Below are 17,086 nucleotides of genomic sequence, written 5' to 3' on the forward strand. Positions count from 1 at the left end.
GGCCCGGTGCAACCGGTCGTCGACCGCCCGCTGGCAGCGCTGTGGCAGCGCTACGGCCGCTTCCGCGGCCGGTTCGTGCTCGCCGTCGCCATGTCGACCCTCAACAAGGTCGCCGACGTCGTTCCCGAGCTGCTCATCGGCGCGGCCGTCGACGTCGTGGTCCGGGGGGCGGACTCGTTCGTCGCAGACGTGCTCGGCGTCGAGTCACGCTACGCCCAGCTCGGCTGGCTCGCGGTGGTCAACCTCCTGGTGTGGGTCGTCGAGTCCGCCTCGGAGTACGCCGCGGACGTGCTCTGGCGCGGGCTGGCCCAGGGCATCGAGCACGAGCTGCGGATCGAGGCCTACGACCACGCGCAGCACCTGCACCTGGGCTGGCACGAGTCCCGCCCGCAGGGCGCGACCCTGGCCACCCTCAACGACGACGTCAACCAGCTCGAGCGGATGCTCGACGTCGGACTGCCGCGGATCTTGCAGACGGCCCTCAACGTGCTGCTCGTCGGCGCGGTCTTCGCGGCGGCCTCCTGGCAGCTGATGCTCTACGCCTTCGTGCCGATCCCCGTCATCGTGGTCGGCTCGCTGGTCTTCCAGCGGCGCCTCGAGCCGCTCTACGACCGGGTCCGGGTCGCGGTGGCCGACCTGTCCGGCGCCCTCGGAGCCAACCTGGCGGGCATCGCCACGATCAAGGCGTTCACCGCCGAGGACCGCGAGCGCGACCGGATCGCGACCGTCTCCGCGGCCTACCGGGAGGCGAACGTCGCGGCCATCCGCTCCTCGGCCGCGTTCGTCCCGCTGGTGCGGATGGCGATCCTCGCCGGCTTCACCTGCACCCTGCTGCTCGGCGGCCGGGCGACCCTCGACGGCGACCTCGAGCTCGGCCTGTACTCCGTGCTGGTCTTCATGACCCAGCGGCTGCTCTGGCCGCTGACCGAGATCGCGGAGGTACTGGACCTCTACCAGCGCGGCCGCGCCTCCACGGCCCGGATCCTGGACCTGCTGGCCGTGCCGGTCGACGTGCCCGCCGGAGCGGTGCGGCCCACCGGACCGGTCGGTGGGCGGGTCGAGCTGCGCGGGGTCCGGGCCGGGTACGCCGACGGGCCGGACGTGCTGCACGACCTGGACCTCGTCGTACCGGCGGGGGAGACGCACGCGATCGTCGGCCCCACCGGCGCCGGCAAGTCCTCGCTGCTGCGGCTGGTGCTGCGCTTCGACGACCCGCGCGCGGGCCAGGTGCTGCTCGACGGCACCGACGTGCGCGACCTCGCCTGGGACGCGCTGCGCGGCTCGATCGGCTACGTCGCCCAGGACGTCTACCTGTTCAGCGGCACGATCGCCGACAACATCGCCTACGGACGGCCCGACGCGAGCCGCGAGGAGGTCCGCGCCGCGGCGCAGGCGGCGGCCGCGGCCGAGTTCGTCGAACGCCTCGACGGCGGGTACGACGCGTGGGTGGGGGAGCGCGGCATCACCTTGTCGGGCGGGCAGCGGCAGCGGATCGCACTGGCCCGTGCCCTGCTGCGCGAGCCGGCGCTGCTCGTGCTCGACGAGGCCACCAGCGCGGTCGACAACGAGACCGAGGCGGCCATCCAGCAGTCCCTGCGCCGAGCCGGCGAGCGGTGCACGACGATCGTGGTCGCGCACCGGCTCTCGACCGTGCGCCACGCCCACCGGATCTGGGTCCTCGACGGCGGTCGGGTGGCCGAGGCCGGCACCCACGACGAGCTGGTCGCCCGCGACGGTGCCTACGCCGCCCTGTGGCGTGTCCAGACGGGTGAGGCCGCGGTCTGAGCAGCCCTCCTCGGCGACTATCCTTTGGCCGTGAGTGAAACGGCTGCATCCCCCGAGGTCCACTACGACGCCCATGCCGTCGAGGAGAAGTGGCTTCCGGTGTGGGAGCGCCTCGACCCCTTCCGCGCCGACGACGCGGCCGTGCTGACAGGGGAGAAGCCCAAGTTCTACGGGCTGACGATGTTCCCCTACCCCAGCGGCGACCTGCACATGGGCCACGCCGAGGTGATGGCGCTGCACGACGTCCTGTGCCGCTACAAGAGGTTCCGCGGGTTCGAGGTCCTCAACCCGATGGGCTGGGACTCCTTCGGCCTGCCCGCCGAGAACGCCGCGATCAAGAACGACGAGCACCCGGCGACCTACACCTACGCCAACATCGAGACCCAGTTCACCTCGTTCCAGAAGTACGGCCTGAGCTTCGACTGGTCGCGCCGCCTGCACACCTCGGACCCCGAGTACTACAAGTGGACCCAGTGGCTGTTCCTCAAGCTGCGCGAGCAGGGCCTGGCCTACCGGAAGAACTCGCCGGTCAACTGGTGCCCCAACGACCAGACCGTGCTGGCCAACGAGCAGGTGCTGGCCGACGGCACCTGTGAGCGGTGCGGCGCCGTGGTCACCAAGAAGGAGCTGACGCAGTGGTACTTCCGGACCACGGCGTACGCCCAGGAGCTCTACGACTCGCTCGATGACCTGCAGGACAGCTGGATCGCCAAGGTCGTCAACGCGCAGCGCAACTGGATCGGTCGCTCCGAGGGCGCCCACGTCACCTTCGACGTCGCGGGGCACGACCCGATCAAGGTCTTCACCACGCGCCCCGACACGCTGGTCGGCGCGACCTTCATGGTCGTCGCGGCCGACGCCAAGCTGGCCCAGGAGCTGGTCGCGCCCGAGCGTGCGCAGGCGCTGGAGGACTACCTCGCCGAGGTCCGCAAGTCGTCCGACATCGACCGCCTGGCGACCGACCGGCCCAAGACCGGCATCGACCTGGGCGTGACGGCGACCAACCCGCTGACCGGCGAGGAGATCCCTGTCTGGGCGGCCGACTACGTGCTGGCCGACTACGGCACCGGCGCGATCATGGCGGTCCCGGCCCACGACGACCGCGACGGCGAGTTCGCCGAGAAGTTCGGCCTCCCGATCGTGCCCGTGTACGACGCCGAGCAGCCCTACGACAAGGCCGCCGAGGTGTCGAGGGCGATCGCCGCCATCGAGGCCAGCGGCCACGGCGAGGGCACCGTCAACTTCCGGCTGCGCGACTGGCTGCTGTCCCGCCAGCGCTACTGGGGCGCGCCGATCCCGATCATCCACTGCCCGGTCGACGGCGAGGTCCCGGTCCCCGAGGACCAGCTGCCCGTCGAGCTGCCCGAGCTGCGCGGCGCCGACCTCAAGCCCAAGGGCACCTCGCCGCTGGGCGCGGCGACCGAGTGGGTCAACGTCACCTGCCCGACCTGTGGTGGTCCGGCGACCCGCGACACCGACACGATGGACACCTTCGTCGACTCGTCCTGGTACTTCTTCCGCTACCTCTCGCCCCACGACAGCACCCAGGCCTTCGACCCCGCGCTGGCCAAGGCCTGGGGGCCGGTCGACTTCTACCTCGGCGGCTCCGAGCACGCGGTGCTCCACCTGCTCTACGCGCGCTTCTTCACCAAGGCGCTGCGCGACATGGGCCTCATCGACTGGGACGAGCCCTTCTCGGCGTACCTGTCGCAGGGCACGGTCATCAACAACGGCCACAAGATGAGCAAGTCGCTCGGCAACGGCGTCGCGCTCGGCGCCCAGCTCGACGAGTTCGGCGTCGACGCCGTCCGCCTCACGCTGGTCTTCGCGAGCCCGCCGGAGGACAACATCGACTGGGCCGACGTCTCGCCGGCCGGCTCGGCGAAGTTCCTGCAGCGCGCCTGGCGGCTGTCCGGTGACGTGACGTCCGCCGTCGGCGTCGACCCGGGCACCGGCGACGCCGCGCTGCGCAAGGTCACCCACAAGACCGTGCACGAGGCGGCGCAGCTGCTCGACACCTACCGGTTCAACGTCGTCGTCGCGCGCACCATGGAGCTGGTCAACGCGACCCGCAAGGCGATCGACTCCGGCTGCGGCCCGGCCGACCCCGCCGTCCGCGAGGCCGCCGAGACGGTGGCGATCCTGCTGTCGCTGGTGGCGCCGTACACCGCCGAGGAGATGTGGGAGCGCCTCGGCCACGAGCCGTCGGTCGCCCAGGCCGCCTGGCCCACCGTCGACCCGGCGCTGCTGGTCGAGGACTCGGTCACCGCGGTCGTCCAGATCCAGGGCAAGGTCCGCGGTCGGCTGGAGGTCGCGCCGGACATCAGCGAGGCCGACCTCGAGGCCGCCGCGCTCGCCGACGCGGCGGTCGTCAAGGCGATCGACGGGCGTGCGGTGCGCAAGGTCATCGTGCGGGCCCCCAAGCTCGTCAACATCGTCGTCTGAGCCGAAGCGGCTCCCCCAGGTGGGGGAGCCGCTTTGGTGCTCCCTTGCGGGAACCCTCCCCGAATGATTGACTGGTCAGTCAAACAACCGGAGGAGCAGTCATGGCCAGGGCGAGCGTCGAGGCGGAGCGCAAGGAGCAGATCCTCGCGGCCGCTTGTGAGGTCGTGTCGGAGATCGGCTTCAAGTCGCTGCGCATCGCAGACGTCGCGAAGCGGGCCGGCACCAGCACCGGCACGGTGCACTACTACTTCGACACCAAGCGCGACCTCATGCACGCCGCCTTCGACTGGAACTTCGCCCAGTCGCTGGGGCGGCGGCGCGAGATCCTCGAGAGCGATGCCTCGCCGAGCCAGCGGCTGCGCGACTTCGTCGAGTCCTACCTGCCCGAGGGGTCGGCGACGGTCGGCGCCTGGCACGTCTGGGCCGAGCTCTGGGTCGAAGCGCTGCACGACCCTGACCTGCAAGAACTCAATGAGCGCGTGTACGGCGAGTGGCGTCGCGCCGTCGCCGCGATCATCCGCGACGGGCAGGATGCGGGGGAGTTCCGCGAGGGCGACCCGGTCATCTTCGCCAACGGCCTGATCGGCATGATCGACGGCCTCAGCCTCCAGGTCCTCCTCGGCTCGCGCAGCATGACCGCCGACCGGATGCGCGCGGTCTGCGAGCAGGTCCTGGGCTGGTTCCTCCTGGCGCCCTGACGACGCTCCTTCCCCGACGTCTCGCGAGGGGCCGGCGGCCGCGTGCCGCCGGCCCCTCGCGGCATTTCTGACTCGCCGGTCAAGAATCTTGGGTGTAACCCTTGACACACCCCTGTGGCGACGATCACGCTGAGGACTCATAACTGACGCACCAATCAACTTTGGAAACCAGGGGTCTCACATGAAGCGAGTTCTGTCGGCAGGTGTCGCACTTTCGGCCGTGCTGGGCCTGGCGGCGTGCGGTGCTGCCGGCGGCAGCGGCGACCAGCTCACGGTCGTGATGTGGGGTGGCCAGGACCAGAAGACCCACGTCAAGGAGGCCGTCCAGCCCTGGGGTGACGAGGCCGGCGTGACGATCAAGCAGGACTCCCCGAGCGACTACGCGAAGTTCCGCGCCCAGGTCGAGTCCGGCAAGGTCAGCTGGGACGTCGTCGAGGTCGAGCCCAACTTCGCGCACACCGCCTGCGACAAGGGGTGGGCCGAGAAGCTCGACACCGGCATCGTCGACACGGCCGACCTCAACCCCGAGGAGGTCACCGACTGCGCGATCCCGGTCCTCGAGTACGCCTTCACGATCGGCTACAACACCGACACCTTCAAGGACGCGCACCCCACGACCTGGGCGGAGTTCTTCGACACCGAGAAGTTCCCGGGCAAGCGCGGCTTCTGGAAGTACGCCACCGGCGCGATCTTCGAGGCCGCCCTGCTGGCCGACGGCGTCAAGCCCGACCAGCTCTACCCGCTCGACATCGACCGCGCGTTCAAGAAGCTCGACACGATCAAGGACGACATCGTCTTCTACGAGACCGGCGAGCAGCAGCAGCAGCTGGTCGCGTCCGGCGAGGCGCCGCTCGTGCAGGCGTGGAACGGCCGCATCTACTCCGCGGCCAAGGAGGGTCAGCCTGTCGCCAACGAGTGGAACGAGCACTTCCTCTCCTACGACCAGCTCGTCATCCCCAAGGGTGCGAAGAACGCGGCCAACGCCCAGAAGTGGATGAAGTGGTACGTCGAGCACCCCGAGGCCCAGGCCGGCTACTCCAACGCCACGGCCTACGGCCCGATCACGCAGGCGGCGCTCGAGCACGTGAAGCCCGAGGTCCTGGCCGAGCTGCCGACGTCGCCGGAGAACGCCCCCAAGCGCGCCGCGATCATCGACTACGCCTGGTGGGCCGACAACTACGACGAGGTCTCGGAGCGGCTCAACGAATGGGCCGCCCAGTGAGCTCGACGGTCACCCCGACGGTGCCGCAGGAAGCGGGCCGCGCGCCCGCCGCCGGGAGCTCCCCGGCGCCGGCGCGGCGCCGGCCCCGGATCCTCGACGGCTGGGGCCTGCTGGTCCTGCCGCTCGTGGCCTTCCTGCTGGTCGTCTTCGTCGCGCCGCTGGTCTCGATCTTCGCGCGCAGCTTCACCGACCCGACGACGGGCCTGGGCAACTACCGCGACTTCCTCGGCTCGCCGGTCTACCTCGACGTCCTCGGCAACACCTTCCGGATCTCCGGCCTGGTCACCCTCGTGACCCTGCTGCTCGGCTTCCCCTACGCCTACCTGATGACGCTGGCACCGCCGTTGTGGCGCAACCTGATGCTGGTCGCGGTGCTCATCCCGTTCTGGACCAGCCTGCTGGTCCGCACCTTCGCGTGGGTGCTCATGCTCGGCGACACCGGCGTGATCAACCAGTTCCTGATGTCCGTCGGTCTGATCGACGAGCCCGCCCAGCTGATCCGCAACCAGACCGGCGTCCTGGTCGGCATGGTCCAGGTGATGCTGCCGTACGCCGTGCTCCCGATGTACGCCACGATGCGGCAGATAGACCGCCGTCTGGTGCAGGCCGCCGAGGGCCTCGGCGCGCGCCCGATCTCCGCCTTCTGGCGGGTCTACGCACCGCTGACCGCGCCCGGGGTCGCCGCGTCCTGCCTGCTGGTCTTCATCTCCTCGATCGGGTTCTACGTCACGCCGGCCCTGCTCGGCGGACCGAAGGACATGATGATCGGCGAGCTCATCGTCCAGCAGCTCTCCGCCGTGCTGCGGTGGGGATTCGCCGCCGCGCTGGCCGTGATCCTGCTGCTGGTGACCGCCGCCCTGCTGCTGCTCGTCTCGCGCATCGTCAACATCGGCAAGTTCATGGGAGGCGAGCGATGAACACCAAGCTCCTGTGCCGCGGCGGTCTGGTCGCCCTGGTCGTCCTGACGGCGCTCTACCTGGTCGCGCCGGTCTTCTTCGTGATCCCGACGTCCTTCAACGACAGCTCCTTCCTGGAGTTCCCGCCGAAGGCGTTCTCGACCCGCTGGTACCAGGCGTACTTCGAGGACCCGGCCTGGATCAACGCCACCCTCAACTCGCTGCAGATCGGCTTCTGGGTCACCCTCCTGTCCGTCGTCCTCGGTACGGCGGCCGCGCTGGCGATGGTCCGTGGGCGCTACCCGGTCAAGGCGCTGGTGAGCGGGCTGGTGCTCGCCCCGGTGCTGGTGCCCTACGTGATCATCGGCCTCGCCGTCTACGCGGTGTTCCTCAAGATCGGTCTGACCCAGTCGGTGCTCGGCTTCGTGCTCGTCCACACCGCGTTGGCGGTGCCCTTCGTCGTGATCAACGTCAGCGCGGCGCTGGTCAGCTTCGACGAGCGGCTCGAGATGGCGGCGATGAGCCTGGGCGCCAACCGGGTCACGACCTTCCTCAAGATCACGCTGCCGTGCATCGCACCGAGCGTGGCCGCCGGGGCCCTGTTCGCCTTCATCACCTCGTTCGACGAGGTCGTGACCAGCGTCTTCCTCGCCGGGCCCGACCTGAGCACCCTTCCGGTGCAGATGTGGAGCGGGGTGCGGGTGCAGATCGACCCGACGGTCGCTGCCGTCAGCACGATGCTCCTGCTCGTCACCCTCGCCCTGTTCGCCTCGGCCGGCCTGGTGCGCCTGTTGCGCGCCCGACGGCTGGCCAAGACCTCCTGACCACCCTCCACGCACTCGCCACGGAGAACTCCCATGTCCCAGAGCACCAGCGCCACCAGCACCCTCGCCGGAACCGGCGTCTCCATCGACATCCGCAACGTCGTCAAGACCTACAAGACCATGACCGCGGTCGACGACGTCTCCCTCACGATCGAGCCGGGGGAGTTCCTCACCCTGCTCGGCTCCAGCGGGTCGGGCAAGTCGACCCTGCTCAACATCATCGCGGGCTTCATCAGCGCCGACAGCGGCTCGATCGAGGTCGGCGGCAGGGACCTGACCAAGGTGCCGCCGTACCGCCGTGACCTGGGCATGGTCTTCCAGCACTACGCGCTGTTCCCGCACATGTCGGTCTGGGACAACGTCGCGTTCCCCCTCAAGCGCCGCGGGGTCGCGAAGGCGCAGGTCGCCGAGCGGGTGCAGCGTGCCCTCGACGTCGTCGAGCTCGGTCACCTCGGCAAGCGCCGGCCGGCACAGCTCTCCGGCGGTCAGCAGCAGCGGGTCGCGCTGGCCCGGGCGATCGTCTTCCAGCCCCAGGCCCTGCTCATGGACGAGCCGCTCGGCGCCCTCGACAAGCGGCTGCGCGAGCAGCTGCAGCTGGAGATCAAGCGGCTGCACCGCGAGCTCGGCACGACCTTCGTGTTCGTGACCCACGACCAGGAGGAGGCGCTCGCCATGTCCGACCGGATCGCGGTGCTGCGTGACGGCGCGCTGGTCCAGGTCGGGACCCCGGTCGAGCTCTACGAGCGCCCGGCGAGCCGCTACACCGCCGAGTTCCTCGGCGAGTCGAACATCTTCACCGGTCGCAAGCACGGCGTCGACGACGGCTCGGCCCTGGTCGTGCGCCCCGAGCACGTCCGGCTCAGCGCTGCCGGTGCGGACCTGCCCTCCGGCCACAACGCCATCGACGGCGTCGTGCGCGAGGTCGTCTACCTCGGCTCCGGCCTCCGCGTCGAGGTCGCGCTGCCCGACGGGCGCCACCTGATCACCCGCTCCGAGGTCCGCGGAGCGCTCACCCCGAGCCCCGGCCTGCCGGTCGCCGCCCACTGGCACCCCGAGCACGCCCTCGTCGTCCGCGACGACACCGCCGCCTGACACCCCTCCCACCCAGAACTGAGGAACACCCAGATGAGCCACACCATCCGCGACGGCATCGCACTGACCGAGGAGCAGCAGGAGTTCGTCGCGCTGGCGCGTGACTTCGCCGAGCGCGAGATCCGGCCCCGGGCCCGCGAGGTCGACGAGGCCGACACCGAGTCGCCCCTGGACCTGTGGCAGAAGGCCGCGCAGATCGGCCTGGCGTCGTACATGCTCCCGGCGGAGTACGGCGGCGGCGGGATCACCGACCTCGTCACGCAGTGCCTCGTCCAGCAGGAGCTCTGCTACGGCGACGTGGGCATCGGCAACTTCTTGACCTCGAGCGCGTTCTTCGCAGGCCCGGTGGAGGCCCTCGGCAACGAGGAGCAGAAGAAGCGCTGGCTGACCCCGCTCACGGGCGACAACCCGCCGATCACCGCCCTGGCCGTCACCGAGCCGGGCGTCGGCTCGGACTCGGCCGCGCTGCAGACCCGTGCCGTCCGCGAGGGCGACGAGTACGTCCTCAACGGCCAGAAGACGTGGATCTCCAACGCGCCGTACGCGAAGTGGATCATCGTGTTCGCCACCGTCGACCCGGCGCTGCGCTCGCGTGGCGTCACGGCCTTCGTCGTCGATCGCGACATGCCCGGCGTCACCATCGGCCAGCCGATGAGGAAGATGGGCCAGCGCGGCATCACCAACGCCGAGGTCTTCCTCGAGGACGTCCGGGTGCCGCTCGACCACCGCCTCGGCGAGGAGGGCCAGGGCTTCTACGGCCTGATGCGCACCTTCGACGCCTCACGCATCCTGATCGGCGCCGGCGCCACCGGCCTCTCGCGGGCCGCTCTCGACCAGTCGGCGAGGTACGCCCAGGAGCGCACGCAGTTCGGCAAGCCGATCATCGAGCACCAGGCCGTTGCCTTCCGTCTCGCCGACATGGCTGCCAGGACGGACGTGTCGCACCTGGTGACGATGCGCGCCGCGCGCCTCTACGACCAGGGCGAGATGACCGCCATGGAGTCGGCCGTCGCCAAGCTGACGGCGTCCGAGAACACCTCGTGGGTCACCAACGCGGCGCTCTCGATCCACGGCGGCTGGGGCTACAGCCGGGAGTTCCTGCTCGAGAAGTGGGTCCGCGACGCCAAGCTCGAGGAGCTCGAGGAGGGCACCAGCGACATCCAGCGGCTCATCATCTCCCGGGCAGTCGCCGCGCGATGACACTGAACGTCTTCTCCGACCCGCGCTCGGTGGCGGTCGTCGGAGCCTCCGCCGACCCCGCGAAGTGGGGCTACTGGCTGGCCCGCGGCGCCCTGCGCGGCGACGGGCGCCGCCGGGTCCACCTGGTCAACGCCAAGGGCGCGAGCATCGAGGGCGCGGCGTCGGTCCGCTCGCTCGACGAGCTGGCGGCCCACGGCGAGGCTCCCGAGCTGGTGGTGCTCTGCGCCCCCGCCGCGAGCGTCCCCGCCGTCATCGACCAGGCGCTCGCGATGGGCACCAAGGGCTTCCTCGGCATCACCGCCGGCATCGACGCGGCCCATGGCGAGCCCGGACTCGAGCGCCGGCTGGCCGAGCGCATCCGGGCCGCCGGTGCCCGGATCGTCGGCCCCAACTGCCTGGGCCTCTACGACGCCGCGACCGACCTCGAGCTGGCCTGGGGGACCTTCGCGCCGGGCCACCTCGCGGTCGTCTCGCAGTCCGGCCAGCTCGGCCTCGAGCTCGCCGGCCTGGCCGCCCACGAGGGACTGGGCGTCTCCCGGTTCGTGTCCGTCGGCAACCAGGTCGACGTGACCGCTGCCGAGCTGCTCGACGACCTCGTCGACCACGAGCAGACCCGCGCGGTCGTGCTCTACCTCGAGAGCTTCGCCGACGCCCGAGGCTTGGTCGCGACCATGGCCCGGCTCCGCCAGGCCGGCAAGCCGGTGGTCGTGCTGACCGTCGGTGCGTCGGAGGCCAGCCGCGCGGCCGCTCAGTCCCACACCGGCGCGCTGACCGCGGCGACCGACGTCGTCCGCGCCGCCTGCCGGGCGGCCGGCGCCTCGCTGGTCGAGACCCCGGCCCAGGCGGTCGAGCTCGCGCACCTGCTGCTCGGCGGACCGCTCCCGAGCGGGCGCCGGGTCGCGATCGTCAGCGACAGCGGCGGCCAGGGCGCCATCGCGGCCGACACCTTCGCCCGCCACGCCCTGCAGGTCCCGCGGCTCAGCGACGTCACCCGTGGCGCGCTCGCCGACCTGCTGCCGGCCGCGGCAGCCGTCGCCAACCCCGTCGACCTGGCCGGTGCGGGCGAGCAGGACCTGTCGACGTACGCCCGGGTCGTCGACGTCCTCGCCGCCAGCGGTGAGGTCGACGCCGTGGTGCTGTCCGGCTACTTCGGCTGCTACGGCGCCGACACCCCCGAGCTGGTCGAGCGCGAGCTCGAGGTCGTCGGGGCGCTCGCCGGCGTCGTCGGGGCGCAGGGCCGACCGGTGGTGGTGCACAGCATGAGCCACGACTCCGTCGCGGTGCGCTCGATGCGCGAGCAGGCGGTGCCGACGATGCACACCATCGATGCGGTCGCCCGCTCCCTGGAGCTGGCCACCACCATGGCCGAGGACGCCTCCCGGCTCGTGCCCGGCCCGGTCCCGGCGCCGACCGCCGAGAGCGGCAAGGCGCTCGACTACCTCGCCGGACGCGACCGGCTCGCCGCCGCCGGCGTCGCCTACCCGGGCGCGGCTGCGGTGCGGACCGCAGCGGACCTGCGGGACGCGGCGGCCCGCCTGCGGGCGCCGTACGTCCTCAAGGCGGGCTGGCTGGAGCACAAGACCGAGGTCGGTGGCGTCGCCGTCGGACTGGCCGACGCCACCGCTGCCGAGAGCGCCTTCGTCGCGATGAGCAGCCGGCTCGGTGAGGGCGAGTACGTCCTCGAGGAGATGGACCGCCAGGCCGACACGGTCGAGCTGATCGTCGGCGCCCGGCGTGACGGCTCGTTCGGCCCGGTCGTGCTGGTCGGGCTCGGTGGCGTGCAGGCCGAGGTCTACCGCGACGTGCAGGTCGCCCTCGCCCCGGTGGGCGAGGCCGAGGCGCGCACCATGATCGAGTCCCTGCGGGCCCACCCGCTCCTCGACGGATGGCGCGGCCGGCCGGCGGTCGACGTCGACGCCGCCGCCCGTGTGGTCGCGGCGCTCTCGCGACTGCTGGCCGAGGACCCGGACCTCGTCGAGTGCGAGATCAACCCCCTGCGGGTCGGACCGGAGGGCGCTGTCGCCGTCGACGCGCTCGTCCTCGCCGCCGACCGCGCGCACCCAGGAGAGAGGCCATGACCGACATGACGACCATGACCGGGGGAGAGGCGCTGGTCGCCTCCCTCGCAGCGCACGGCGTCGAGGTCGCCTTCGGCATCCCCGGCACCCACAACCTCGAGATCTACAAGCACCTGCCGGCCCACGGCGTGCGGCACGTCAGCACCCGCCACGAGCAGGGTGCCGGGTACGCCGCCGACGGCTACGCCCGCACCACCGGCCGCGTCGGCGTCGCGATCGTCACCAGTGGTCCTGCCCTGCTCAACGCGGCGACCGCGGTCGGGCAGGCGTACTCGGACTCGATCCCGGTCCTCGTCGTCTCGCCGGGCCTGCCGCTGCGACACCCGGCGACCGGCAACGGGCTGCTCCACGAGACCCGGGACCAGCAGGCCGCGATGGCCGCCGTGGCCGCGGCCAGCCTGCGCCCGACCAGCGTCGCCGAGATCCCGACGGCCGTCGCCCAGGCGTTCTCGATCATGACCTCGGGCCGGCCGCGCCCGGTGCACCTCGAGGTCCCGCTCGACGTGCTGGAGGAGAGTGCCGAGGTCGCCCTCGTGGCACCGGTCCTCGCCGCACCCGCGCCGGCCCCGGAGGCCTCCGTCGCCGCTGCCGCGGCGATGCTCGCGTCCGCCACGGCTCCCGTGGTGCTGGTCGGCGGCGGAGCCCGGGGGGCGGCCGCGCAGGTGCGGGCGCTCGCCGAGCGCCTCGGTGCGCTCGTCGTCTCGACCACCAACGGCAAGGGCGTGCTGCCCGAGGACCACCCGCTCGCCCTGGGGGCCGGCATCCACCTGCCGGCCGTCGAGGCGCTCGTCGACGAGTCCGACGTCGTCGTCGCGGTCGGCACCGAGCTCGCCCCCGCGGACCTCTGGTACGGCGCCCTGCCGGTCGCCGGCAAGCTCGTGCGCGTCGACGTCGACCCGGTCGGCATGCTCACCAACGCGACGCCGACGGTCGCCGTGCTCGGTGACGCAGCACTCGCGCTCGACGCCCTGCTCGGCGCCATCGGCCCGGGGGAGCCGGCCCGGCCGGACGCCGGTGCCTGGCGCGAGCGCAAGGCCAAGGACGCGCAGGCGGAGGGAGCCGAGTGGCTCGACGTCGTCGCGGCGCTCACGGCCGCCGTACCGCGCGACGTGGTGATGGCGACCGACAACGCGATGGCGTGCTACCTCGGCACGCTCGCGAACCTCGCCACGCACACCCCGGCGTCGTACCTGTTCCCGACGGGCTACGGCACCCTCGGCTTCGGCCTGCCGGCCGGCATCGGCGCCAAGGTCGGCAACCCGGACCGACCCGTCGTGGCGATGCTGGGCGACGGCGGCGTCATGTTCACCGTCGCCGAGCTCGCCACCGCCGCGGAGCTGCGGATCGCGCTGCCGGTCGTGGTCGTCGACAACTCCGGGTACGGCGAGATCCGCAACGAGATGGCCGAGCGCCGCGACCCGGTCCACGCAGTGACCTTCCCGGCGCCCGACTTCGCGGCGCTCGGCCGCTCGGTCGGCTGCCACGGTGTCACGGTCGACCTCGGTCGCGACGGCACGCCCGCCGACCTCACCACCGCGGTCCGCGACGCCCTCGTCGCCGAACGGCCCACCGTGATCCACGTCCGCATGCCCCATGACGTCTCCCGTGAAGGAGGAGCCCGATGACCAACCCCGAGAGCCTGCTGGAGATCACCTGGACCGACCCGGTCACCGGCCGCAAGGGGTACGTCGTCATCGACACCCTCGTGCGCGGCCTGGCCAGCGGCGGCCTGCGCCTGCGCGAGGGCTGCTCGCTGGCCGAGGTGCGCGGCCTCGCGCAGGGGATGACCCGCAAGGAGGCGCTCGTCTACGACCCCGCGGACCGCTACCTGCCGCTCGGCGGCGGCAAGGGCGGCATCGACATCGACCCGGCCGACCCGCAGGCCACCGAAGTGCTGCACCGCTTCCTCGCGGCCGTCCTGCCCGTCGTGCGGGAGCAGTGGAACACCGGTGAGGACTTCGGCCTGCGCCAGGAGACGATCGACAAGGTGGCCGCCGACCTGGGCCTGCCCTCGACGGTCGAGGCGGTGTTCGCGACCCTCGACGACGCGCCCGCCGCCCGCGAGCGCCTGGCCACCGCCTTCGCCGACATCGTCGGTGGCATCTCGCTCGGTGACCTCGTCGGCGGGTACGGCGTCGCGCAGGCGGCCCTCGTCGCGGCCGAGCGCCAGGGCATCGAGGCCGGCGGGGCCACCGCGGTGGTGCAGGGCTTCGGCTCCATCGGCGGCGCGGCCGCGCGCTACCTCGCCGAGGCGGGCGTCACGGTGGTCGCCGTCGCCGACCGCGACGGGCTGATCCGCGACGACCGCGGGCTCGACGTCGAGGCGCTGCTGGCAGCCCGCGACGGCCTGGGCGTCATCGCGCGGGACGCACTGCCCGACGGTGTCGAGCTCGGGGACCGCGACGCGTGGCTCGAGGTGCCGTGCGACCTGCTCGTGCCGGCCGCGATGTCCTACGTGATCGGGCCCGACGACGTCGACCGGGTCCGGGCCCGGATCGTGGTCGAGGGCGCCAACATGCCGACCCTGCCCGAGGCGGAGGCGGCCCTCGTCGCGCGCGGGATCCCCGTCGTACCGGACTTCCTGGCCAACGTGATGACCAACGCCTGGTGGTGGTGGGTCGTGTTCGGCGACGTCGCGCCGACCGCGGAGTCGTCCTACGACAAGATCCGCACGGTCATGCGCCGCCTCGTCACCGAGGTCGGCGAGGCCGCCGACGCCTCCGGCCGCACCCTGCGGGAGTGCGCGCTCGAGCTGACCGCGCGCAACTCGGCCGCCCTGCGGGAGCGGTTCGGGGTCACGGGGTGAGCGCCCGTCCGGGTCGTCGGACGTGACGGTCGTCGTCGCGGAGGGACAGCGGACCCGTCGTACCGCTGCGCTCGCGCTGGTCGCGGTCACCGCGGTGTGGGGCTCGACCTTCGGGTTGTCCAAGGACCTGATCACGCGCCTGCCCGTGGCCGACTACCTCGGGCCGCGCTACCTGGTCGCTGCCACGGTCCTGCTCACCGTCTGTCCGCGGCTGCTGCGCGGCATGACGCCGCACACGCTGAAGGTCGGGATCGGCCTCGGCACGCTGTACGCCGCCGCACAGCTGCTGCAGTTCCACGGCCTCGCCCACACGGCACCGACGGTGTCGGCGTTCGTGGTCGCCATGTACGTCGTGTTCACGCCGCTCCTCGCAGCCACCGTCCCGGGGCGCGGGGTCGACCGGAGCACCTGGCTGGCCGTGGCGGTCGCGACCGCCGGTGTGGGCGTGATGTCCCTGCGGGGCTGGGCGTTCGGAGGCGGCGAGGCGATGACGCTCCTGGCGGCGCTGCTGTACGCCGTGCACATCCTGGCCCTCGGGCGCTGGGCCCGGGCGGGCGAGGCGTTCGCGGTCACCTTCCTCCAGCTCGCGACCATGGGCGTGCTGCTCACCACGGTGGGGGCGGCCGACGGCCTGACCCTGCCCAGCCGCGCGGACCTGCCGACCTTCGCCTACCTCGCGGTCTTCGCGGGCACGATCACCCTGCTCGTGCAGACGTGGGCCCAGGGCCACCTCGACTCCGGCCAGGCCGCGGTGCTGATGGTCCTCGAGCCGGTGTGGGCCGCCGTCTTCGGTGCGCTGCTCTGGCACGAGGCGCTCGGGCCGCGCACCCTGGGCGGTGGCGCCCTGGTCCTCGCGGCGATGCTCATGGTCGTCGCCCGGCCGGCCGCCGAGCCGCTGCCCGAACCCCCGACCTCCCACGCCTGAGAAGGAACCTCCCATGCCCGACGTCATCGTCGTCGGCGGCGGCATCGCCGGCGCCTCGATCGGACACGAGCTCGCCGGCCGCGGCCGCACCGTCTGCGTGCTCGAGGCCGAGCCCGAGCTCGCCCGGCACACCACCGGGCGCTCCGCCGCGACCTGGATCGGCGGCTACGGCCCGCCCGAGGTACGCCGGCTCACCATGGCCAGTCGGCCGTTCCTGGACGACCCGTCGATCGACGTCGCCGGTCCGCTCCTGACGCCGCTGCCGTGCCTGTACGTCGGTGGCCCGGACGCCTCACCCGCGGCGGCCGCCGACATCCCCGGTGTGGTCGTCGACCCGGCCGAGGCGGAGCGGCTCAACCCGCTGCTGCGGCCGGGGTGGACGAGCGTGGCGGTCGTCGACGACACGGCCTGCGAGCTCGACGTGGCGGGGCTGCACCAGGGCTACGTCCGTGCGCTGCGCGCCGCCGGGGGAGAGCTGCGACTCGGCGCCCGCGTGAGCGGTGCGGTCCGGGAGGCCGGGCTGTGGCGGCTCTCCCTGGTCTCGGGCGACGTGCTGTCCGCCCCGGTCGTCGTGGTCGCGGCGGGGGCCTGGGGCGACGAGGTCGGCCGCCTCCTCGGCTCGGCGGGCGTCGGGCTGGAGGCCCGCCGGCGCACCATGTTCGGCTCACCGGCCGCCGTACCGCTGGCGGGGATGCCGTTCACCTGCGACCTCGAGGGCGGCTGGTACGTCAAGGCCGAGGGCGAGCTCGCCCTCTGCTCGCCGGAGGACGCCGAGCCGCACGCACCCGGCGACCCGAAGCCCGACGAGCTCGAGATCGCCCGCACCATCGAGGCTCTCAACGAGGCGACCGTGCTCGGGCTGCGCAGCGTGCGCACCGCCTGGGCCGGGCTGCGCACCTTCGCCCCGGACGGCAACCCGGTCGCGCGCTACGACGACGACGTCGAGGGACTGTTCTGGTTCGTCGGCCAGGCGGGGTACGGGATCCAGATGGCGCCGGCGCTCGCCGTCGAGGCGGCGCAGCGGCTGGTGGCTCAACCGGTGTAGTCGGCTGGCGGACGTGCATGCGCTGGGCGTCGGCGCGCCCGCACCTCCCCAGCGTCCGGCCGTCCCACAC

Annotated in this window: 13 protein-coding genes; all 13 read left to right on the forward strand. The window is 72.3% G+C overall.

Features of this window, described 5'->3' with window-relative positions; genetic code table 11:
• Nucleotides 1-6: 6 nt before the first annotated feature.
• The 13 genes from BJ958_RS02285 to BJ958_RS02345 all read left to right on the forward strand — a co-directional run bounded on the left by BJ958_RS02285 (nucleotide 7) and on the right by BJ958_RS02345 (nucleotide 17,016).
• On the forward strand, nucleotides 7-1,785 hold the full coding sequence (locus BJ958_RS02285; RefSeq protein WP_343052533.1) for an ABC transporter ATP-binding protein: 1,779 nt from the start codon (nucleotides 7-9) through the stop codon (nucleotides 1,783-1,785).
• Between the two features lie 30 nt (nucleotides 1,786-1,815).
• On the forward strand, nucleotides 1,816-4,230 hold the full coding sequence (gene leuS, locus BJ958_RS02290) for a leucine--tRNA ligase (protein ID WP_179725174.1): 2,415 nt from the start codon (nucleotides 1,816-1,818) through the stop codon (nucleotides 4,228-4,230).
• A 101-nt stretch (nucleotides 4,231-4,331) separates the two neighbouring features.
• Nucleotides 4,332-4,928 carry a TetR/AcrR family transcriptional regulator gene (locus BJ958_RS02295; RefSeq protein ID WP_179725176.1) on the forward strand — a complete coding sequence of 199 codons (597 nt, stop codon included), beginning with the start codon at nucleotides 4,332-4,334 and terminating at the stop codon, nucleotides 4,926-4,928.
• A gap of 181 nt (nucleotides 4,929-5,109) precedes the next feature.
• Nucleotides 5,110-6,150 carry an ABC transporter substrate-binding protein gene (locus BJ958_RS02300; RefSeq protein ID WP_179725178.1) on the forward strand — a complete coding sequence of 347 codons (1,041 nt, stop codon included), beginning with the start codon at nucleotides 5,110-5,112 and terminating at the stop codon, nucleotides 6,148-6,150.
• Nucleotides 6,147-7,067, forward strand: coding sequence for an ABC transporter permease subunit (locus tag BJ958_RS28915; protein ID WP_218865565.1), 921 nt, complete (start codon nucleotides 6,147-6,149; stop codon nucleotides 7,065-7,067). The genes BJ958_RS02300 and BJ958_RS28915 overlap by 4 nt, the downstream gene beginning before the upstream one ends.
• Entirely contained in the window at nucleotides 7,064-7,870 is an 807-nt protein-coding gene (locus BJ958_RS02310; RefSeq protein ID WP_179725183.1) for an ABC transporter permease, read from the forward strand. The genes BJ958_RS28915 and BJ958_RS02310 overlap by 4 nt, the downstream gene beginning before the upstream one ends.
• Before the next feature lie 33 nt (nucleotides 7,871-7,903).
• On the forward strand, nucleotides 7,904-8,962 hold the full coding sequence (locus BJ958_RS02315) for an ABC transporter ATP-binding protein (protein ID WP_179725185.1): 1,059 nt from the start codon (nucleotides 7,904-7,906) through the stop codon (nucleotides 8,960-8,962).
• Between the two features lie 33 nt (nucleotides 8,963-8,995).
• The gene (locus tag BJ958_RS02320) at nucleotides 8,996-10,162 is read left to right on the forward strand and encodes an acyl-CoA dehydrogenase family protein (protein WP_179725187.1); all 1,167 of its coding nucleotides are present in this window, start codon (nucleotides 8,996-8,998) and stop codon (nucleotides 10,160-10,162) included.
• Complete coding sequence (locus BJ958_RS02325; RefSeq protein ID WP_179725189.1) at nucleotides 10,159-12,240, forward strand: acetate--CoA ligase family protein; 2,082 nt, start codon at nucleotides 10,159-10,161, stop codon at nucleotides 12,238-12,240. Before BJ958_RS02320 ends, BJ958_RS02325 begins: the two co-directional genes overlap by 4 nt.
• A complete protein-coding gene (locus tag BJ958_RS02330; protein ID WP_246318996.1) occupies nucleotides 12,237-13,865 on the forward strand; it encodes a 5-guanidino-2-oxopentanoate decarboxylase in 1,629 nt (542 codons plus the stop codon). The genes BJ958_RS02325 and BJ958_RS02330 overlap by 4 nt, the downstream gene beginning before the upstream one ends.
• Nucleotides 13,862-15,046 carry a Glu/Leu/Phe/Val dehydrogenase dimerization domain-containing protein gene (locus BJ958_RS02335; protein WP_179725191.1) on the forward strand — a complete coding sequence of 395 codons (1,185 nt, stop codon included), beginning with the start codon at nucleotides 13,862-13,864 and terminating at the stop codon, nucleotides 15,044-15,046. The genes BJ958_RS02330 and BJ958_RS02335 overlap by 4 nt, the downstream gene beginning before the upstream one ends.
• 22 nt (nucleotides 15,047-15,068) lie before the next feature.
• Nucleotides 15,069-15,971 carry an EamA family transporter gene (locus tag BJ958_RS02340; protein WP_179725193.1) on the forward strand — a complete coding sequence of 301 codons (903 nt, stop codon included), beginning with the start codon at nucleotides 15,069-15,071 and terminating at the stop codon, nucleotides 15,969-15,971.
• Between the two features lie 13 nt (nucleotides 15,972-15,984).
• Nucleotides 15,985-17,016, forward strand: a complete 1,032-nt coding sequence (locus BJ958_RS02345; protein WP_179725195.1) for an NAD(P)/FAD-dependent oxidoreductase — start codon at nucleotides 15,985-15,987, stop codon at nucleotides 17,014-17,016.
• Nucleotides 17,017-17,086 lie beyond the last annotated feature (70 nt).

Source organism: Nocardioides kongjuensis (genome assembly GCF_013409625.1).
Taxonomy (GTDB): domain Bacteria; phylum Actinomycetota; class Actinomycetes; order Propionibacteriales; family Nocardioidaceae; genus Nocardioides; species Nocardioides kongjuensis.